The following is a 19,439-nucleotide window of genomic DNA, read 5'->3' on the forward strand; positions in this document are numbered from 1 at the left end:
TTTGTTTTCGACGGCGAACTTTGTTTGCCGCGCCTCGCGATCAAGCAGCCTTTTCGAGCGTCTCGTTCCATTTGCCGAGAGCCGCGAGGCTGTTCATCTTCGCGCGATGCGTGAACGCGCGCTGGCCGGCTGCAACGTTTTCCGGCTTGCCGCCCCACGCCTGGATCGCTGCCGCTTGCAGCGCCCGGCCGTAGGAGAACGTCAGCGGCCAGGGCAGCGGACCCGAAGCATTCATGAGCGACAGGTGCTGGGTGGCGGCTTCGTCGGACTGACCGCCCGACAGGAATGCAATTCCCGGAACAGCCGACGGTACGGTCTCCTTCAGGCACTTGATCGTCTTCTCGGCAACCTCGGCGGGGCTCGCCTGCTTCGCCGATTTCTGCCCGGCGATGACCATGTTAGGCTTCAACACGATGCCTTCGAGTTTGACGCGCGCGTCGTAAAGCTCGCGGAACACCGTGCGAAGCGTCCATTCCGTCACGCGATAGCATTCGTCGATGTCGTGACCCGAATGCGGGCCGTCCATCAGCACTTCAGGCTCGACAATCGGAACGATGCCGGCTTCCTGGGCGAGGGCTGCGTAACGGGCGAGTGCGTGCGCATTGGCCTTAACGCAGTTCCAGCTCGGCAAGCCATCGGCGATGGTGATGACGCCGCGCCACTTCGCGAAGCGGGCGCCGAGCTTGTGATATTCAGCGAAGCGTTCGCGCAGGCCGTCGAGGCCTTCCGTGATGGTCTCGATTTTGGAGGTCGGGCCGGGGAGAGGCTTCGCTCCCATGTCGACCTTGATACCCGGAATCGAACCCGCCGCCTTCATGATGTCGACGAGCGGCGTGCCGTCCTTAGCTTTCTGCCGGATCGTCTCGTCATAGAGGATGACGCCGGAAACGTAATTCTTCATGCCCTCGGTCGCGCGGAACAGCATCTCGCGATAATCGCGGCGGCTGTCTTCGGTCGAGGCGAGATTGATCGTGTCGAAGCGCTTCTTGATCGTGCTCGTGCTTTCGTCGGCAGCGAGAATGCCTTTTCCAGGCGCAACCAGAGCGCGGGCGATATCTTCAAGTCTTTCGCTCATTTTTGCCTCCGCAGGCGCTTTCAAATTGACTACTCATGAAAACGGGCGCCGTTCGTTGGCGCCCGTCAGAATTTGGTTAGATGAGCTTCGCCATCGCAACGGCCGTATCGGCCATGCGGTTCGAAAAGCCCCATTCGTTATCGTACCACGTGACGACGCGCACGAAGTTCCCGTCGATCACCTTGGTTTGATCGAGCGCCACCGTCGAGGAGGCCGGGTCGTGGTTCAGGTCCATCGAGACCAGCTTGTCGTTCGTAACAGCCAAGATGCCAGCGAGGCGGTTCGACTGTGACGCTTCGATGAGGGCGTTATTGACTTCCTCGGCCGTCGTGTTGCGCTTGGCGACGAACTTGAAGTCGACCAGCGAAACGTTCGGCGTCGGCACGCGCATGGAAGCGCCGTCGAGCTTGCCGTTCAGCTCGGGGATGACGAGGCCGACGGCTTTGGCGGCGCCGGTCGTCGTCGGAATGATGTTCAACGCTGCAGCGCGGCCGCGATAGAGGTCCTTGTGCAGGGTGTCGAGCGTCGGCTGGTCACCTGTGTAGGAATGGATCGTCGTCATGAAGCCGTGCTGAACGCCGATGGCGTTGTGGAGCACGTGGACGACCGGCGCGAGGCAGTTCGTCGTGCACGACGCGTTCGAGACGATCAGATGGTCCTTCGTCAACTTGTCGTCGTTGACGCCGTAAACGACTGTCAGATCGGCGTTGTCGGCGGGAGCTGAAACGAGCACGCGCTTGGCGCCCGCTTCGAGATGCGCCTTGGCCTTGTCCTTCGACGTGAAGATGCCCGTGCACTCGAACGCGATGTCGACGCCGAGGGCTTTGTGAGGAAGCTCGGCCGGATTCTTGATCGCGGTAACCTTGATCGGTCCGCTGCCCGCATCGATCGTGTCGCCTGAGACCTTCACTGCTTTCGGAAAACGCCCATGCACGCTGTCATAACGCAGCAGATGCGCGTTCGTTTCGACAGGGCCGAGATCATTGATGGCGACGACTTCGATATCCGTACGTCCACTCTCGATGATTGCGCGCAGCACGTTACGGCCGATGCGGCCGAAACCGTTGATCGCCACCTTCACAGTCATTCTCGGGGGTCCTCCGGGGTAAGATTTTATGCTGGGTTTGATGAGATGTAGGTCTCATCTCCGTTATCGCCAGTAATTGCGGGTCTTTAACGTCACTTAATGGGCCCCTGTCAATCATTCAGCTCCGTTGACGGGGCGTCCGCTCCTGCAAATCTTTACGTTCAACGGGGTACAACACGGTCTCGTTTATTGACTGCATTTACCTTCGCCACGTAACGTAGACTGCAAGCGAAGGTGATAGATGCGTCAATCGTGTCGTCCGAAAGGGCGATTAGAGGCCATGACTGAACGCAACACCGTTAAGATGAAACGCGCGGACGACGTCAAGTCGGCCCGCAAACCGGCTGGCGACGTCGAGTTGCGGTCGGAGAACGCGCGCCTTAGGGCCGAACTCGCGACCGCGCAGCAGCGAATCGCGGAGCTTGAGCAGCGGACAGCGGATGCGCTGAACCGGATTGATTGGGTTCTCGATTCGCTTCATAGTCTGCACGAGAGCGGTTGACTGTGAGCGTCGTTCAAGGGGAGAGCGGCGGAGCTGCCGGATAGAATGGCCGAGGTCCCGTTCACCTTCAATCAACGCACCTATCGCTTCCAGTGCGAAGAGCACGACGCTGGGCGTCTCACCGATATCGTTGATTATCTGACTTCCAAGCTCGACGCGGTCGTGCGCGAGCACGGGGCCATCGGCGATGAGCGATTAATCTTGATGGCCGCATTGATGGTAACCGACGAGCTGTTCGACGCCCGGGCGGATGTCGACGAATTGCTCGAAGGCAGCTCGCCGGCCGCCAGATCGGCCGCCATTCGCTCAATCCGGGACGAAACTGGCCGGGACGAAACTGGCGATGAGGCAGACGAGGACCACGAGGACGAAGATCTCGAGCCCGTGCGGCGGCGTGCCAAAGGCTAGGGCGGCCCGGTACGCCCTCGGTCGCAGCCGGAATCGACAGCCATCCCGGCGGTAACCCTGGATTTTTCCTGCCACCTCACTTAAATCAAACGTGCTGCGGGGCTCGTCAGGGACAAATGACCCGGGGGCCTATAAGATCCGCACGGGTGCTGTCCCTGTCCGGAGCCGTGGCTTCGGACATATGGTGCCCACCTACACTCGTAGGGACCACGCGGGATCATGTTCCCAACGGCCTTCGCGGCACTTTTATTCAACGATTATCGGGAAACGGAAAGCGCGTTTGACTGCGGAAGTTAGGCTAGACGCCAAGAAAGAGCTGCGGACCGAAGCGTTTGTTCGGCGTCAAGCGGCCTTTGAGCGTCACGGAGCAGAGGCGAGCCGCAAGATTGCGGCTCAGGGCCTCGATTTTCTTGGGATCAAGGCCGATACGGTCGTCTCGGGTTTTGCCGCTATCCGCGACGAGATCAATCCGGGGCCGCTGATGGCGTGGCTGCAGGCCGAAGGGTTCCGGCTGGCGCTCCCTGTGATGCAAGGCCGTGGGAAGCCGCTTCTGATGCGATCGTGGTCGCCAGGAGACGCTATGGCGCCGGCTGCGTGGGGCATTGCAGAACCACTCGAGGACAAGCCGTCCGTGGACCCGGATGTCGTTCTGGTGCCACTCCTGGCATTCGACGGACGAGGCTACCGGCTCGGCTACGGCGGCGGTTTCTACGACCGGACGCTCAAGCGTTTGAGGGCGCTAAAACCCATCGTTGCTGTCGGCATCGCCTACGATGAACAAAGGGTCGACGCGGTGCCGGTCGAAAGCTATGACGAGAAACTCGATTGGGTTCTGACCCCCTCAGGCCCGCAACGTTGCCTCGACCCTTGATCCGGAATCCTTGATGCGTCTTTTGTTTCTCGGCGATATCGTCGGTCGCCCGGGCCGAACGGTGGTTTGCGATGCATTGCCGGGCCTCATCAAGCGCTATGGACTGGATTTCGTCGTAATCAACGGCGAAAACGCGGCAGGCGGCTTCGGGATCACAGAGGCTATCCTCAACGATCTCATCGATGCCGGCGCCGATTGCGTGACGCTCGGCAATCATTCGTTCGATCAGAAGGACGCCCTGGTCTTCATCGAACGTCACGACCGGCTGATCCGTCCTCTCAATTATCCCAAGGGAACGCCGGGCAAGGGGGCGACCTTGCTCAAGGCGAAGAGCGGGGCCGATGTCCTTGTGGTGAACGCCATGGGACGTGTTTTCATGACCGAGCTCGACTGCCCCTTCCGTGCCGTTGATAATGAAATTTCCGCGTGCGCGTTGAAGCACGGCGCGGATGCGATCCTGATCGACTTTCACGCCGAAGCGACGAGCGAGAAGCAGTCGATGGGAATATTCCTCGACGGCCGCGTCAGCGTCGTCGTCGGGACGCACACGCATACGCCGACGGCGGACGCTCGCATCCTTTCGAGCGGCACGGCCTATATGTCGGACGCGGGCATGTGCGGCGACTACAACTCGGTGCTCGGCATGGACCCCGAGGAGCCGATCAACCGGTTCTTGACCCGCATTCCGCGCGGGCGGTACGAGCCGGCGGTCGGACCCGGAACAATTTCGGGATTTGCCGTCGATATCGACGACAAAACGGGTTTGGCTGTGAACGCCGGGCCTTTGCGCCTTGGTCCGCACCTCGAGCCGGCCGTTCCAGCGTTCTGGTCGAACACCTGAAGACGCGCTTGGCGTCGATGTTCTTGACCGGGGCGCGGCCGTTGCGCAAAAGACGGGCTTGAGTTCAGCGCATATTTCCAAGCTAAGCGAGCACGAGCATGGCCGGCCATTCGCAATACAAGAACATCATGCACCGCAAGGGCAAGCAGGACGCCATGCGTTCGAAGCTCTTTGCGAAGTTCGCGCGCGAGATCACGGTCGCTGCGAAATCCGGAACGCCCGACCCCAGCATGAACCCGCGTCTTCGCCTCGCGATCCAGGAAGCGCGGGCCGAAAACATGCCGAAAGACAACATCGAGCGTGCCATCAAGAAGGCGCAGGGCGGCGATCTCGCGAACTACGAGGCGGTGCGGTACGAAGGCTATGCTCCAGGCGGCGTCGCCGTGATCGTCGAAGCATTGACGGACAATCGCAATCGCACGGGCGGCGTTGTGCGCAGTGTGTTCACGAAATTCAACGGCAACCTCGGCGCGACGGGCGCCGTGGGGCACATGTTCAATCATATCGGCGAGATCACGTACAAGGCTGCCGCGGGATCGGCCGAAGCAATTCTCGAAGCCGCGATCGATGCCGGCGCGGAGGACGTGCAGTCGGATGCGAATGGGCACGTCATCGCATGCGGATTCGACTCGTTGGGCACGGTTGCTGCGGAACTCGAGAAGAAGCTCGGCGAACCGGAAAGCGTGAAGGCAATGTGGAAGCCGAACCTCACGACCACGGTCGATGAGAACGGCGCGCAGACCATCATGAAAATGCTGGCAGCTCTCGAGGACGACGACGACGTTCAGAACGTTTTCGCCAACTTCGAGATACCGGACGATGTCATGAAGAAGCTGACGGCGGCCTGAGGGAAACGCTATCGTCCGCCGCTGCTATTCTCCGGGATAGAATATTCCGAACACGGCATAAACCAGTCCGGCAATGAGCATCAGCAAGCCGACGATGCCTGCAAGCTGAGCCATTGCGTTCCGAAAATTCGCGGCCGCGCGCTTCTTCGCCGGGCTTTGCGCGCCCGCCGGGACCTTCGCCGCAGGATTTTTCAAAAGTTTGTTAATGGCCGCTTCTGTCGTGGCGGCGGCGATTTCGCCTGCAGCGCTGTTGCGCCCGGACCACCGAAATAACCAGAATCCGGCAAGGATCAGCAGTAAACCCGCCACAATCCAGTGCGGATGAGAAAATGTCGGGTCCATGACGTCCTCATCAAGTCGGATTGGTTACGAAAGATGCTGGTCAATCGGCAACACTAAAGCCGAAATCGCGTGCTCTGACGAGGCCCCCTGAGAGTTCCGAGGGGTATCGCGGATCGCGTCAAAGGCATTATGGTTGCGCAGCATACTGCGTACGGGGGTACTGAATGGCGGCGGACGGACCATCGGGGGGAAGGGGCCGGGTTCGCGTCGGGCTTGTCGTTGTCCATGGTGTCGGTGAGACCGAGCCTGGTTATTGCGTCAACGCCGTCCTCGATACTCTCGCCCAGACGCGGCCGGGCTACAGCGTTTCCCCCGCCAACGAATACAACCGGATGCCGGAGCCCGAGATCGGCACGCCGGCGCCGGTATTTCCCGTCATTCGCCGAGGCGCGGCGCACACCAGCGGCATCGAGATCGAGGCCGTGGAGCTGCATTGGGCCGATCTGACGACGGTTCAGGAAGGCCGCGTGAACACGCTGCTGCAGCTCTTCCGCGTCATCTTCGAATCTCATCATCTCGTGGATGCGATGCTCGACCGGTCACGGGATGCGATTTCGTGGCTTCTCAGGAAAATACTCTGGATCGCCGGCTGGCTCATTCGCGGCCCGAGCGCGGCGCTGACGATCGTGACGTCGGTCATCTGCGGCCTTTTCCTTTTCGAGCCCGCGACCCTGACGACCGACGTCGTGGACGTGAGATCGCAGGTGCTGATTGTCACTGCGATGATGTTCGTCGGATCGCTCTACGTCTTCTACCGGATTACGCGGCAGCAGGATTACTCGTGGTACGACACCGTGTTCTGGCTCGCGATCGCGGCGCTCGCGGTTTTTGTACTGACGTTTTACGACGTGCTGTTGCCGCTGCTCAAAATCGTTCCCGATCTCGAGATCGGTCCGGACCGCGGTGTTGGCGCCCATCCGGTGGACTGCGCAATCGCCGGATCGTCGGCGGCGGCTTGCTATATCAACGGGCTTTACAAAGTCATCATCTGGGGCTGGCGCATTTGGGGCAGCGTGATGCTGTTCGCCACGGCGTTGCTGGGCCTCGCTTACGTGCGTGCGCTGAAGACGGGAGATCATTCGCGCCTGGCGACAGTCTCTACGAGCATCGCCATTTTGATCATGCAATTCCTGCTTTGGACGACGGTCGTCGTCAGCGCGATCTATCCGATCCTCAATCGGGCGGAGACGATAACGACCCTCAAGGAAGCAAAGCCGTTCATCGAGCGCGCGATCGAGGCGCGTCAGATCGACAGGACCAGCGCCGTCGCGAAGCTTGTGCAGGTTCCCAATATCGAACTCGATTGGATCGGCCGCTTCAAATTCATCTTTGCGGCTGCGGCGCTCACCGTGATGCTGTTCATCATCGGCGGCGGCGTTCTGATCGAACTCAGGCATTTGCGAGCACGACGAGGCCTTTCCGATCTCGAGCACACGGCGCGGAACATGCCGAGGCTGCTGTTCAATCCTTTTCTGGTCGCGCTACTGATCGTGGCGTTCATCGTCGTCATGGCGCTGGTTTTCGTGCAGCCCTATCTCGACAGCAACCATGTCTTCGTGACGCTGCGCAGCTACATTCTTCCGGTCGCGGCCGTCGTCGCGCTGGCGCTGCCGTTCTTCTTCGGGCGGCGCATTGCGAACGTCGTCAACGTCGCGCGCGATCTCATCGATCATCATTATCAGCCGCGGCAGGAAACGGCGGCGTACTTCATCCCGTCAGCATTTCGTGCGCGGTTCCGGCGTTTGCGGCGCGAGCGCATCCAGGGGCGGCTCAACCTCGTTCTCGAACATTTCGTGCAGAACCAGGGATACGACGGCGTCATTTTCCTGGCGCACAGCCAGGGCTCGGTCATCGTGTATGACTTCCTGCGAGATAACGGCCCGCATTACGCACGGCTGGGCGACGCTTCGCCGGCGCTGCTGACGTTCGGCTCGCCGCTCGGCACGCTCTATCAAAAGTATTTCCATGAGTACTCGGCATCGAAGGGGGCGCCCCTCGGCATCGCCGCTAGCCTCAAATGCTGGATCAATCTCTATCGCGTCGACGATTACATCGGCGGCCGCATCAACCCGCCGCCGGGTCTTCGCGTCGACAATCACGTGATGGGGATGGGCGGCCACACCGGCTACTGGACGGAGCCCGACGTCGCCGAGGCGCTCGACGCTATTTTGACGGGCAAGGTTGCCGACGCCACGAAGCCGCCGCCGCTGCCGCCGCCACCTATGACGCCTTCGGCGCCCTATGCGGTTCGTGCTATGCGGAGAGCATGAATGGACGAACGATTCGAATTATCGGCATCGACCCCGGCTTGCGGCGGACGGGATGGGGAATCATCGAAAGCGACGGTGTCCGGCTCGGGTACGTCGCGTCCGGCGTCATCACGCCACCGAAGGACGACGATCTCGCCTATCGACTATCTGCGCTGTTCGATGCCGTGACGAGCGTCATCCAGAGCTTCAGCCCGTCGGAAGCCGCGGTCGAAGAGACCTTCGTCAACGAGAATCCGCGTTCGACGTTGAAGCTCGGGCAGGCGCGCGGCGCCGTTCTTCTCGCCCCCGCGCGGCTCGGATTGCGCGTCGCCGAATACACTCCGAACTTGATCAAGAAGTCGGTGACCGGCGCGGGACACGCTGAAAAGCAGCAGATCCAGGCGATGATCGGCTTTCTCCTGCCGAAGGCGACGTTCGGATGCGCGGATGAAGCCGATGCGCTGGCCATCGCCATCACGCACGCGCATCACCGCGTCAGCCGGCAGAGGCTGGCGGCCGTTGCAACCAAGGTCGCTTCCACATGATCGGCAAGCTCAAGGGTAAGGTCGACGCGGTCGGCGAAAGTTTTCTCATCATCGATGTCAACGGCGTCGGCTACGAAGTGCAGGCGTCATCGCGAACACTGCGCAATTTGAAGCCGGGCGACGATGTGGCGCTTACGATCGATACGCACGTGCGCGAGGATGCGATCCGGCTTTTCGGCTTTCAGAGCGAGTTCGAACGCAGCTGGTTCCGGACGCTGCAGTCGATCCAGGGCGTCGGCGCGAAAGTCGCGTTGAGCGTCCTCGGCATCATGTCGCCGCAGGATCTCGCGAGCGCGGTGGCGCTCGGCAATTGGGCCGCAGTCGAAGAGGCGCCGGGCGTCGGCAAGAAGCTCGCTTTGCGCATCGTCGCCGAACTGAAGGACAAGGCGCCGGGGCTCTCGATCGGAGGCCACGCCATTCCAGCGGGCGGCCATGCGACGCCGCAGGCGAATGGCTCCTCCGCGGGATTGGCCTTCTCGGAGGCCCTCTCGGCGCTGACAAATCTCGGCTACAACCCTGCTCAGGCCAGTGCCGCGGTCGCCGTTGCTTCAAAAGAGCTTGGAGACGCGGCGGATACAGCGGGCCTCATCAAGCGTAGTCTCAAGGAATTGGCTCGCTAGAGCGCGCCGCGCGGAATCTCTATCGGAACAGTTCGCTACCCATGAGAAAAATTACTTTGAGCAACACCCAACGCGCGCTCTGGATGGTGCTTATCACATCGCTGGCGCTGCCGTTTTTTGCGGGCATCGCCGATCTCGGGCTGATGCTTCTCAGCCCGGCGACCGATTTCCTGCTGCCTTCGCGTGGCGGCGAAGGCCTTGGCGAGGCCGGGATCGACGCGTTCGTCTGGAGCGCTTTTCCGGCGACGGTTTCGGCGCTGGGTTTAACACCGTTCGTCCTGCAGACCGGCACTTACGGCTGGCTCGAGGCGGCTGTTGCGGGGGTTCTCGGGTTCATGGCCGCGGCAATCATTTTCCCGTTCGACGCGAGCGCGGGCGTGCCTTTCCTGGCGTTCGCCGCGGGTCTTCTCTTCATCGGCATGCGGGCGTTGCTGATGATGATCGGCATTCTCAAACACTGAAATCGGGCTTCAGACGTCAGCCGGTCGACTTGACGGCGCTGGCGAATAGCCTCACGAACAAACCATGACCGACAGGCTCGTCAGCAGCGCGCGAAAAGACGTCGACGCCTTCGAGGCGACGATACGTCCGCAATCGCTCGACGAATTCGTCGGGCAGGAGCAGGCGCGCGCCAACCTCCGGGTTTTCATCAAAGCGGCGCGGGGGCGGGGCGATGCGCTCGACCATGTGCTCTTCGCCGGTCCTCCGGGCCTCGGTAAGACGACCCTTGCGCAGATCCTTTCGAAGGAACTTGGCGTCGGATTTCGTGCAACGTCGGGGCCGGTGATCTCGAAGGCCGGCGATCTAGCAGCGCTCTTGACCAATCTCGAAGAGCGCGACGTGCTCTTCATCGACGAAATCCACCGGCTCAATCCGGCTATCGAAGAAATACTCTATCCCGCCATGGAGGATTTCCAGCTCGACCTGATGATCGGCGAAGGACCGGCGGCGCGGTCGGTCAGGATCGATCTACCGAAATTCACGCTCGTCGGCGCGACGACGCGCGCGGGGCTGCTGACCAATCCGTTGCGTGATCGCTTCGGGATTCCCGTCCGCCTCAATTTCTATTCGATTCCGGAACTCGAACTGGTCGTTGGCCGTGGTGCGCGCGTGCTCGGCGCGCAGATGTCGCCTGATGGCGCGCGTGAGATCGCCAAACGCTCGCGGGGTACGCCGCGGATCGCCGGGCGACTTCTTCGCCGCGTTCGCGATTTTGCATCGGTCGAAGGCGCGGTCGTCATCAATGCCGAGGTCGCCGACCGGGCGCTGACGATGCTCGAGGTCGATGGCGAGGGACTGGACGCGCTCGATCATCGTTATCTCGGATGCATTCTTCACAACTACGAAGGCGGGCCGGTTGGTATCGAAACCCTGGCCGCCGCGCTTTCCGAGCCGCGCGATGCGCTCGAAGAGATCGTGGAACCCTTTCTTCTGCAGCAAGGGTTCATCGGCCGCACCCCGCGCGGGCGGGTTTTGACGCTCAAGGCTTATCGCCATCTCGGTGTTAACGGTCCCGCGCGCGCCGCCACGCCGGAACTGCCTATTTTTGAGGCCGACGAAGACGGGACTTAACGCCGCTCTCGCACGTCTTGGCTCGCTTTCGGGTGGCGAAGTTCACGGATTCGACAGCATTCTCCGGCCAGAATGCAGGCAGATTTCGTCCGCCCGCTGCACGGTTTGAGGGAAAACGGGTTTGATCAGTCGCCGCGATTTGCTGAAGTTGACGGGTGTGGCCGGTGTCGGCTCGACGGCGCTCAGCGGTTACGCGCTCGCTGAAGCCTTCCGCGAAAGAGTGACTTTTTACAACTTGACGCCTCCCAACTGGACGCCGGGTCTCAAACTGAAGTTTGCGGTGCTCGCGGACCTTCACGTTTGCGAGCCTTGGATGTCGGTCGAGCGACTTGAAGTCATCGTCGAGCAGACCAACAAACTCGGTGTGGACGCGATACTGCTGCTCGGAGACTACGTCGTCGGTCATCGGCTCGGGAAATATTCGGGGCGCGTGAGCAATGGCGCTTGGGCGACCGCTCTGGCTGAACTCAAGGCGCCGCTTGGCGTCCATGCCGTTCTCGGCAATCACGACTGGTGGGAATCCCGCGACGTGCAGAAAAAGCGCGCGGGCCCGACGCCTGCCGGATTGGCGCTGCAAGTGGTCGGCATTCCGGTGTACGAAAACAATGCGGTGCGCCTCGAGAAGGATGGGCAAGCTTTCTGGCTCGCCGGTCTTGGCGATCAATGGGCGTTCTGGCCGCGAACCGACGAGTACGACGAGTTCGTGCACGGGGGCAAAATCGCTTATCACGGCGTCGATGATCTTCCGTCGACGCTCCGGCAGGTGACGGACGACGCTCCGGTGATCCTGATGGCGCATGAGCCAGATATCTTTCCGAAGGTTTCGGACCGGGTTTCGTTGACGATCGCCGGACATACGCATGGCGGCCAGATTCGGATATTCGGATATGCGCCCGTCGTGCCGTCGCGTTTCGGATCGCGTTACGCGTATGGTCACATCGTCGAGGATAAGCGACACATGATCGTCTCGGGCGGTCTCGGGTGCTCGTCGTTGCCGATCAGATTCGGCTCGCCGCCCGAAATCGTGGTCATCGAGCTTGGCGGCTCCGAAGGGGGCGAAGTTTGACCGGCGCGCAGTGGCCCGATCTTGCCGGGCGCATCGTTCGCGACGCGGGCGGTCAGCGGCACATTCTTCCCGTTCGCGTCTATTTCGAGGACACCGACGCGGGCGGCCTCGTCTATCACGCCTCGTACGTGCGCTTCGCGGAGCGCGGCCGCACGGATTTTCTACGCCTTCTCGGCACCGACGCCCGGCGTCTGATCGACGGTTCCGAGAGTACCGAACCCGCGGCCTTCGTCGTCCGGCGGATGAGCTTCGACTTCGCTCGCCCCGGACGCATGGACGATCTCCTGGAGGTCGAAACGCGCGTCAAGGAGCTTGGTGCGGCCAGCGTTACGCTCGATCAGACGGTCAGTCGCGATGGCACGCGTCTCGTCTCAGCCGAGGTTGTCGTCGTGCTCGTGTCGATTTCAGGCAAGCCGCTCCGCTTGAGCGACGCTGTGCGCGAAGCCTTTCAAGCGCATGCGGCGGGGGCGAAAAATTCCCGTACGTAAGCCGGCGCGCGCAATATTTCCGCTGGCGCCATCAAAGCGCGTCCACACGCCGATTGACATTCGTTACCTCGGTCGTCATGGCTCATCATGAGGTAAATGGCCGCGTTTTTCGTGGATAAACACGACGATGCGTCATTGCCATCGGCTACATCAAGCCCTCGTTTGGTCATATTGGGCGTCAAAAGCTCTCGATGCGAATGAGTGTGGTGGGCGATGGCGCTTGCTACCGGGGTGGACGTCATTACGCCGTCATACGCAAACTTCATCGGGCCCGCGCCGGGCGCGTCCCAATGCTGCCGAAATTCAACGGCCCGTGCGGCTCCGTACGGGTATCGCAATTCTTCGACATGGATGGTGAAATGAATCCCGCGGATGTCGCCCACAGCGCCGTTGCCCCGGTCCAAGCGAGTGGCTTCTCGTTCGTCGAACTCTTTATGCAAGCAAGCATTACCGTCCAAATCGTCATGACGGGGCTTGGCGTTGCGTCCGTCTGGTCGTGGGCGATCATCTTCGAGAAGCTTCTCGCGTTCCGCCGCGCGCGCGTCGAGAGCGACCGCTTCGAGCAGTTGTTCTGGTCGGGCCAGTCGCTGGATGAGCTTTACGCGAACCTGTCGCGCGGGCGGACGATCACCATGGCGGCGCTCTTCGTTGCCGCGATGCGCGAGTGGAAGCGCTCGGTCGAAGGCAACATTCGCGCGCTCGGCGGCATTCAGCTGCGCGTCGAGAAGGTGATGGACGTGACGATCAGCCGGGAGATGGAACGTCTCGACCGGCGCTTGCTGTTTCTTGCAACCGTTGGATCGACGGCGCCGTTCGTCGGCCTGTTCGGTACGGTCTGGGGCATCATGACGAGCTTCCAGTCGATCGCGGTTTCGAAGAATACCTCGCTGGCAGTCGTTGCGCCCGGTATCGCCGAAGCCTTGTTCGCGACGGCACTCGGCCTCATGGCCGCCATTCCGGCGGTTATTTTCTACAACAAGTTCTCGGCCGATTCGGCTGCGATATCGCAGCGTCTCTATGCGTTTTCCGATGAGTTTGCAGCGATCGTATCTCGCCAGATCGACGTGAGGGCTTAAGCCGATGGGGATGAGCGTCAAAGCGGGCGGCGGCGGGCGCAGTCGACGGCGCGCGCGGCATATGCCGATGAGCGAAATCAACGTCACGCCGATGGTCGACGTGATGCTCGTGCTTTTGATCATCTTCATGGTTGCGGCGCCGCTTCTGCAGACAGGCATCGACGTCAATTTGCCGGAGTCGAAGGGGCAGGAGATCCAGCCTCCGAAGAAGGACCCGCTGGCGGTCACGGTGAAAGCCAACGGCGACGTTTTTATCGGCGACACCCAGGTTCCGTTGGAAGAACTGTCGACGAAACTGAAGGCCATCGCCGGGAACGGTTACGACGAGACAATCTTCGTGCGCGGCGACAAGGGCGTGAACTACGGGACGGTGATGGAGGTGATGAGCCGCATCAACCAGGGCGGCTTCAAGAAACTATCGTTCGTCCTCAATGGAGAGAAGGGAGGCTCCTAACACCCGTAATCGCTAAAGGACGATACGTATGACGAACCATGATGCGCGTCGGCCAAGGAACATGCGAAGCGCTGTGCCGATGCGTCGCTCGAATTGCTCGCTGCCGACGACGCGTTTCCTGGTTCGCCCTGCGGTTCGCCGCCATTGCGCGCGCTCGTACGTGCCGTCTTTCAGAGAAGGTGGGTGCTGACTGTGCCCTTCGGACTTGTTCTGTCCCTCTTCTTCCACGCCTCACTCCTCGGGTGGGCGCTCTTTTCCATGCGCACGACGCCGCCGCTCTCGCCCGATACGCCGGCGATCTCGGCCGACATCATCACGCCATCCGAATTCCTGCGCCTGAAGCAGGGCGCTGAGGACGCGAAAAACCTCGAGACCAAGGCGAACGACAAACCGAAGCCCGACGACAGCAAGAACGACACGGCGAAGCCAAACAACGCGCCGCCGCCGCCACCTCCGCCGCCCGCCGAAGAGCAGGTCGCAAAGGTCGAGCCGCCACCGGAGCCCGAGCCACCTCAAGCTGCCGAGCCTCCGCCTCCGCCGCCACCTGCGCCGGCGACCGAGCCGGATCCGATAGCCAAGAAAATCGAAGAACCACCGCCGCCGCCGGAGCCTGCTCCGGGGCCGACGCCTGACGAAAAAAAGCTTCTGGAACAGAAGCTTGACGAAGAGCGTAAGGCCGAGGAAGCCAAGAAGAAGGCTGACGAAGAGGCGAAGAAAAAGGCCGAGGACGAAGCCAAGAAAAAAGCTGAAGAGGAAGCCAAGAAGAAAGCCGAAGAAGAGGCGAAGAAGAAGAAGGCCGCCGAGCTCAAGAAAAAGAAACAGGAAGAGGCCAAGAAGAAAGCCGAAGCCGCCAAGAAGCAGTTCGATCCGAGCAAGATCGCTTCTCTGCTCGAGAAGTCGCCGGATGATGCTACGCCCAAGGCTCTTCTCGACAAGGACAAGCGGAAGAAGGGGCAGCAGGCGGCAGGCTCAAGCTCGACGGCAACGAACTTCGGCAAGGAAGCCGGGACGCAAACGGGCTCCGATACGGTTCTTTCCGCACGCGAGCAGGATCTCTTGAAGGGAATGCTGAAGTCGCAGCTCAATGGCTGTTGGCGTCCGCCGGGTACGGGCGGCGGCAGCGAGGTTCCGGTCGTCGAGCTTCACTGGGAGCTCAATCCCGACGGTACGCTCATGGGCGAGCCGAGGGTTACGTCGGCGCCATCGACCACGGCGGGGCAAGTTTATGCCGAAGCGGCGCTCAGAGCTGTCAGGATGTGCGCTCCGTTCCGCCTGCCTCCGGACAAGTACGAGGGCGGGTGGAAGTATATCGACTGGACTTTCGATCCGCGTGAAATGTTGTAATCGCCCCAAAGTTGCTTCATTCGACCGCGAAGCGAAACATGGCCTTGGGAATTCCGAATCGCACTGAGACGCATGAGAGACCATTCATGATCTTGAAAGTCCGCCTTAAACGGCTGTTTTCCGTTGCGACGCTCGTCGCCGCTTGCGTCTGGCTCGTTCCAGGCTTGGCGCCGCCCGCGATGGCGCAGCTCAAAGGCACGCAGACGGAAGGCACGATCGCGCCCATCCCGATCGCAATTCCGACCTTCCTCGGCGACGATCAGGAACTCGCGAGCAATATCGCCGCTGTGGTTGAAGCCGATCTCGAACGTTCGGGGCTCTTCCGGCCGCTCGATCATCAATCGTTTCTCGAGCAGGTTCGGGACGTCAATGCTGCGCCGCGCTTCGGCGACTGGCGCTCCATTCAAGCCGATGCGCTCGTCGTCGGACGCGTGGTCAATGCGGGCGACGGCAAGGTCGGCGCAGAGTTCAGGGTCTGGGATGTTGCTGGCGGAAAGCAGCTCGCCGGCCAGCGCTTTTCGACGTCTGCACGCAATTGGCGCCGGATCGGCCACCTCATCGCCGACAGCGTCTATGAACGGCTGACGGGCGAAAAAGGCTATTTCGATACGCGCGTCGTCTACGTCGATGAAACGGGGCCGAAAGAGAAGCGCGTGAAGCGTCTCGCGATCATGGATCAGGACGGCGCGAATGTCCGGCTTTTGACGCAGGGCCAAGAACTTGTGCTGACGCCGAGGTTCTCTCCGACGAACCAGGAAATCACGTACATGTCCTACAGCGGCGGCGGCCAGCCCAAGGTTTTCATCATGAACCTGGAGACAGGGCGCCGCGAACTCGTCGGCGACTTTCCCAATATGACCTTCGCGCCGCGATTCTCTCCCGACGGGCAGCGGGTGGTCATGAGCCTCGGGCGCCCCGATGGCGGCTCCGATATCTACGAGATGGATCTTCGCTCCCGGCAGCCGCGGCAGATCACGCGGTCGAACGGCATCGATACCAGTCCAAGCTACTCGCCGGACGGCGGTCAGATCGTCTTCGAAAGCGACCGGAGCGGCGGCAGACAGCAGCTTTGGGTCATGAATTCGGACGGATCGAATCAGCGTCCGATCTCGACGGGCGACGGCAGCTATTCGACGCCGGTCTGGTCGCCACGCGGCGACTATATAGCGTTCACCAAGCAGACGGGGGGCCATTTCATCATCGGCGTCATGAAGCCGGACGGGTCGGGCGAGCGCGTCCTGACGGAAGGTTACCACAACGAGGGACCGACCTGGGCTCCGAACGGGCGGGTTTTGATGTTTTTCCGCGAGTCGCAGGGGGGCAATGGGGGCCCGAGAATCTTCTCGGTCGATATCACGGGCTACAACGAGCGAAAGGTCGACACTCCGGCCTTCGCTTCGGACCCCGCTTGGTCACCGCTTCTGAATTAACACCCTATTTACGAATGAAGCCGTCCAATTATTAACGACGCTTCCTTTGAGGCCGACAAAGATGTGCAATATCAACATGTTGCACATCTTAACCGTAGTCGCAAAAGTGTTGACTTTTCCCCACTAAGTCCCGTTGCATTTTCGCACCTATTGGCTTGGAAAACTTGGGAATTGCTGCCTCTGTTCTTGATCGGAACGCGCCCTCCCGGTACCCCAGAGTACGGCTTTTGCCGGAATCGTATCAGGAGATATGACCATGCAGGGTGTGAAGGGGCTGATCCTTTTGTCAGCAGTTGTTGCCGCTGTGGCCCTCGGCGCATGCCGCCGTGAGGCTGAGCATACGCCTTTGAAGCTCGGCGGCCCGACCGCTAGCGACCAGGTTGCTCGTTAATAGCGAGTACTCTGACTCAAAGGAGACTACCTATGAAAAGCGCATTTGTTCTCGCTACCGTTTTAGTAGCTGTTGCTCTCGGTGCATGCCGGAAAGAAGTTGAGCACCAGCCGCTTAAGCTTGGCGGGCCTGCGGCTTCGGAGCAGGTCGCACGCTAAGTGCTTCTTGTTTGCAAAGTACTGCGTTTTTCATCCTAATCTTCAAGACCGAGTTGTTGGCGACTACCTCGCCACCATCTCGGTCTTGAGCTTTTCTAGAGTGCCGTTTCGCGTTTGTAGTTATGCAGTTTTGCGGGCGCGTTCCGACGCGCGAGGCGATCCTACCGGACCGGTGTCTTCGGTGATCCGCTCGACCGGTCTCTCTGTCACCGGTCTCTCTGTCTGAGACTGATTTCCAATCTGCATCGCCGTCCGCAGAGGGCTCGAAAGCCAAGCGATTTTTGCGCGCGCGTTTAGCGCGGGAAAACATCGAGAAATCTGCTCAAAACCGAATTAGTCGCACGCACACCTCTTATCCCGATGCTAAGAGTTTAAGGGAGAAGGGATCGCAGTGGATCCAGAACATCTTGAGCTCGCTTTTGTGGGTTATGGATGGGTCTACAGCGGAATCGGCCATATTTTGGGCTGAACGATTCTCTATGCGGGGATGAAACAGCTATCTCTCTCAGAGGACGAAGCGTGTGCAACTCACGCGAGAGATGAGATCGATACGAAGGGGATTTGCGAAATGATGGCCACGTTTGCGCGGAGCTGGTGTCTGCGCCTTGCCGCCGTTTCGATTCTTGCCGCGACAGTGGGCGCGTGCGCCAACAAGGACATGCAGCCTGATGGGCTGAGCAGCAAGTATGGCAACGCAACGCCCGGTTCTCAGCGCGACTTCACGCAGAACGTCGGCGACCTCGTCTACTTCTCGACCGACTCGGTCGATCTGACGCCGGAAGCTGCGCAGACGCTGTCGAAGCAGTCTCAGTGGCTGGCGCAGTATCCGCAATATACGATCACCATCGAAGGCCATGCCGACGAACGCGGCACGCGTGAATACAACATCGCGCTCGGCGCCCGTCGCGCAACGACGGTGCGCAACTACCTTTCCGAGCACGGCGTGAATGGCGCGCGCATCCGCACGATCTCGTACGGCAAAGAGCGTCCGGTCGCGGTTTGCAACGACATCTCCTGCTGGTCGCAGAATCGCCGCGCGCAAACGGTGCTCAACAGCGGCGGCGCTGGCGGCGTGGTTAGCCAGCGTTAACCGTCGCCCCGCGGAGCCGCTGCCGCGTCGCGCATAGTCGCGCATCGAAGGTCGGCTGTGGCTCTGGAGTTGGCTCAAATAGGCCACACTTCCACAGTGCTTTCGAGTAACGCGGTTTCAGCAAAGTTTGGCCTAATTGGACTTCCATAACGGCGCCCGAGGTTTTCTTTGGTGCGGCGCCGGTATTCGATGTTGAAATTGCGGACTTGCAACGTTTCGGCGGGCGTTCTGTGTGTGGTGCTTGGCCTGATGGCTGTGCTTTCACCTCGCGTCTTTGCTCAGGATCAGGCGGCGGACCGCGAAACGGCCGCGGAGCTCGTCGAAGACGGGCTCGATGCTCTTTCCGATCACGCGGAAGAATCGGGCCGGCGTCTTCTGGCTCGCGTGATCAGCGATTTTCCCGGATCAGCAGAAGCCTTCAGGGCGAAGCGTGCCTTGGCCGCGCTTGATCGCGGCGAGAGCACTCCGGAAGAACGTGCAGCGATCAAGGCTGGGCTTGCCGAGCGAGCCGCCGAATACCGGCGCGCGTTTCTTCTCGATGTCGGCGATCGCGTGTTCTTCGCCGAGAATAGCGCGATCCTTGGCGGGCGCGCGCGCAGCATCGTCGAGCGTCAGGCACACTGGCTGACGGCTCGTCCCGATCTCACGATCGTGGTGATTGGCCGGGCCGACGACGGTGGCGGGCGGAGCGCGGCAGAAATTCTCTCGCTGCAGCGTGCCCAAGTGGTGCGTGACCGGTTCATCGCGGCGGGGATAGCGGAATCACGCATCGAGGTGAGAGCAGCGGGCGAAGCGGACCGTCTGGCTATCTGCGATGGTCCGATGTGCCAGGCGCAGAACCGGAATGCCGAAGTCTTCATCAAGGAATGGCATTTTGACGGGAACTGGTCGAAGTCGGCCATGTCGGGTTCGCCCGCGAAGGGTTCGGTCAACCCGGTAAGCGTCCGCAGGGCGGATCCGGCCGATTCGGTTTCGCAATGAA

Annotated in this window: 21 protein-coding genes and 1 other RNA gene; 19 read left to right on the forward strand and 3 right to left on the reverse strand. The window is 61.0% G+C overall.

Translation table 11 applies throughout. From position 1 onward, the window contains the following. Positions 1 to 40 precede the first annotated feature (40 nt). The gene (locus AC1DK3_RS12805; RefSeq protein ID WP_477192565.1) at positions 41 to 1,075 is read right to left on the reverse strand and encodes a class I fructose-bisphosphate aldolase; all 1,035 of its coding nucleotides are present in this window, start codon (positions 1,073 to 1,075) and stop codon (positions 41 to 43) included. Between the two features lie 76 nt (positions 1,076 to 1,151). Next, complete coding sequence (gene gap / locus AC1DK3_RS12810; RefSeq protein ID WP_477192566.1) at positions 1,152 to 2,162, reverse strand: type I glyceraldehyde-3-phosphate dehydrogenase; 1,011 nt, start codon at positions 2,160 to 2,162, stop codon at positions 1,152 to 1,154. A 280-nt stretch (positions 2,163 to 2,442) separates the two neighbouring features. Between gap and AC1DK3_RS12815 the strand changes: the two genes are divergently transcribed. The 6 genes from AC1DK3_RS12815 (at position 2,443) to AC1DK3_RS12840 (ending at position 5,632) form a co-directional block, all read left to right on the forward strand. Further along, entirely contained in the window at positions 2,443 to 2,664 is a 222-nt protein-coding gene (locus AC1DK3_RS12815; RefSeq protein WP_291166083.1) for a hypothetical protein, read from the forward strand. Between the two features lie 45 nt (positions 2,665 to 2,709). Then, positions 2,710 to 3,072, forward strand: coding sequence for a cell division protein ZapA (locus tag AC1DK3_RS12820; RefSeq protein WP_477192567.1), 363 nt, complete (start codon positions 2,710 to 2,712; stop codon positions 3,070 to 3,072). 88 nt (positions 3,073 to 3,160) lie between these two features. Next, positions 3,161 to 3,320, forward strand: a non-coding RNA gene (ssrS, locus tag AC1DK3_RS12825) — 6S RNA. A 32-nt stretch (positions 3,321 to 3,352) separates the two neighbouring features. Then, positions 3,353 to 3,943 carry a 5-formyltetrahydrofolate cyclo-ligase gene (locus AC1DK3_RS12830; RefSeq protein ID WP_477192568.1) on the forward strand — a complete coding sequence of 197 codons (591 nt, stop codon included), beginning with the start codon at positions 3,353 to 3,355 and terminating at the stop codon, positions 3,941 to 3,943. A gap of 13 nt (positions 3,944 to 3,956) precedes the next feature. Beyond that, the gene (locus tag AC1DK3_RS12835; protein WP_477192569.1) at positions 3,957 to 4,784 is read left to right on the forward strand and encodes a TIGR00282 family metallophosphoesterase; all 828 of its coding nucleotides are present in this window, start codon (positions 3,957 to 3,959) and stop codon (positions 4,782 to 4,784) included. Positions 4,785 to 4,882: 98 nt separating this feature from the next. After that, positions 4,883 to 5,632 carry a YebC/PmpR family DNA-binding transcriptional regulator gene (locus AC1DK3_RS12840; protein ID WP_477192570.1) on the forward strand — a complete coding sequence of 250 codons (750 nt, stop codon included), beginning with the start codon at positions 4,883 to 4,885 and terminating at the stop codon, positions 5,630 to 5,632. 24 nt (positions 5,633 to 5,656) lie between these two features. Here the strand turns inward: AC1DK3_RS12840 and AC1DK3_RS12845 are convergent, their stop codons facing one another. After that, the gene (locus tag AC1DK3_RS12845; RefSeq protein WP_477192571.1) at positions 5,657 to 5,974 is read right to left on the reverse strand and encodes a hypothetical protein; all 318 of its coding nucleotides are present in this window, start codon (positions 5,972 to 5,974) and stop codon (positions 5,657 to 5,659) included. 164 nt (positions 5,975 to 6,138) lie between these two features. Here AC1DK3_RS12845 and AC1DK3_RS12850 point away from each other — a divergent pair, with 164 nt between their 5' ends. The 13 genes from AC1DK3_RS12850 to AC1DK3_RS12910 all read left to right on the forward strand — a co-directional run bounded on the left by AC1DK3_RS12850 (position 6,139) and on the right by AC1DK3_RS12910 (position 19,438). Further along, positions 6,139 to 8,244: a hypothetical protein gene (locus AC1DK3_RS12850; RefSeq protein ID WP_477192572.1), complete on the forward strand. Its 2,106-nt coding sequence runs from the start codon at positions 6,139 to 6,141 to the stop codon at positions 8,242 to 8,244. Continuing rightward, complete coding sequence (ruvC, locus tag AC1DK3_RS12855; protein WP_477192573.1) at positions 8,241 to 8,768, forward strand: crossover junction endodeoxyribonuclease RuvC; 528 nt, start codon at positions 8,241 to 8,243, stop codon at positions 8,766 to 8,768. The genes AC1DK3_RS12850 and ruvC overlap by 4 nt, the downstream gene beginning before the upstream one ends. Then, complete coding sequence (gene ruvA / locus AC1DK3_RS12860; RefSeq protein ID WP_477192574.1) at positions 8,765 to 9,388, forward strand: Holliday junction branch migration protein RuvA; 624 nt, start codon at positions 8,765 to 8,767, stop codon at positions 9,386 to 9,388. The genes ruvC and ruvA overlap by 4 nt, the downstream gene beginning before the upstream one ends. A 56-nt stretch (positions 9,389 to 9,444) precedes the next feature. Next, positions 9,445 to 9,849, forward strand: a complete 405-nt coding sequence (locus AC1DK3_RS12865; protein ID WP_477192575.1) for a hypothetical protein — start codon at positions 9,445 to 9,447, stop codon at positions 9,847 to 9,849. Between the two features lie 64 nt (positions 9,850 to 9,913). After that, entirely contained in the window at positions 9,914 to 10,960 is a 1,047-nt protein-coding gene (gene ruvB, locus AC1DK3_RS12870; RefSeq protein ID WP_477192576.1) for a Holliday junction branch migration DNA helicase RuvB, read from the forward strand. Between the two features lie 121 nt (positions 10,961 to 11,081). Continuing rightward, positions 11,082 to 12,026 carry a metallophosphoesterase gene (locus AC1DK3_RS12875; RefSeq protein WP_477192577.1) on the forward strand — a complete coding sequence of 315 codons (945 nt, stop codon included), beginning with the start codon at positions 11,082 to 11,084 and terminating at the stop codon, positions 12,024 to 12,026. Further along, positions 12,023 to 12,514, forward strand: a complete 492-nt coding sequence (locus AC1DK3_RS12880) for a YbgC/FadM family acyl-CoA thioesterase (protein ID WP_477192578.1) — start codon at positions 12,023 to 12,025, stop codon at positions 12,512 to 12,514. The genes AC1DK3_RS12875 and AC1DK3_RS12880 overlap by 4 nt, the downstream gene beginning before the upstream one ends. Before the next feature lie 359 nt (positions 12,515 to 12,873). After that, on the forward strand, positions 12,874 to 13,590 hold the full coding sequence (gene tolQ / locus AC1DK3_RS12885; RefSeq protein ID WP_477192579.1) for a protein TolQ: 717 nt from the start codon (positions 12,874 to 12,876) through the stop codon (positions 13,588 to 13,590). A gap of 4 nt (positions 13,591 to 13,594) precedes the next feature. After that, the gene (gene tolR / locus AC1DK3_RS12890) at positions 13,595 to 14,044 is read left to right on the forward strand and encodes a protein TolR (RefSeq protein ID WP_477192580.1); all 450 of its coding nucleotides are present in this window, start codon (positions 13,595 to 13,597) and stop codon (positions 14,042 to 14,044) included. Between the two features lie 183 nt (positions 14,045 to 14,227). After that, entirely contained in the window at positions 14,228 to 15,388 is a 1,161-nt protein-coding gene (gene tolA, locus AC1DK3_RS12895) for a cell envelope integrity protein TolA (protein ID WP_477192581.1), read from the forward strand. A gap of 86 nt (positions 15,389 to 15,474) precedes the next feature. Then, a complete protein-coding gene (gene tolB / locus AC1DK3_RS12900; RefSeq protein WP_477192582.1) occupies positions 15,475 to 16,818 on the forward strand; it encodes a Tol-Pal system beta propeller repeat protein TolB in 1,344 nt (447 codons plus the stop codon). Positions 16,819 to 17,935: 1,117 nt separating this feature from the next. Continuing rightward, entirely contained in the window at positions 17,936 to 18,457 is a 522-nt protein-coding gene (pal, locus tag AC1DK3_RS12905) for a peptidoglycan-associated lipoprotein Pal (protein ID WP_339082821.1), read from the forward strand. Positions 18,458 to 18,646: 189 nt separating this feature from the next. Continuing rightward, on the forward strand, positions 18,647 to 19,438 hold the full coding sequence (locus tag AC1DK3_RS12910; RefSeq protein ID WP_477192583.1) for an OmpA family protein: 792 nt from the start codon (positions 18,647 to 18,649) through the stop codon (positions 19,436 to 19,438). The last annotated feature ends 1 nt before the right edge of the window (position 19,439 follow it).

The sequence above is a fragment of the Hyphomicrobium sp. 01T421 genome, from assembly GCF_056398805.1.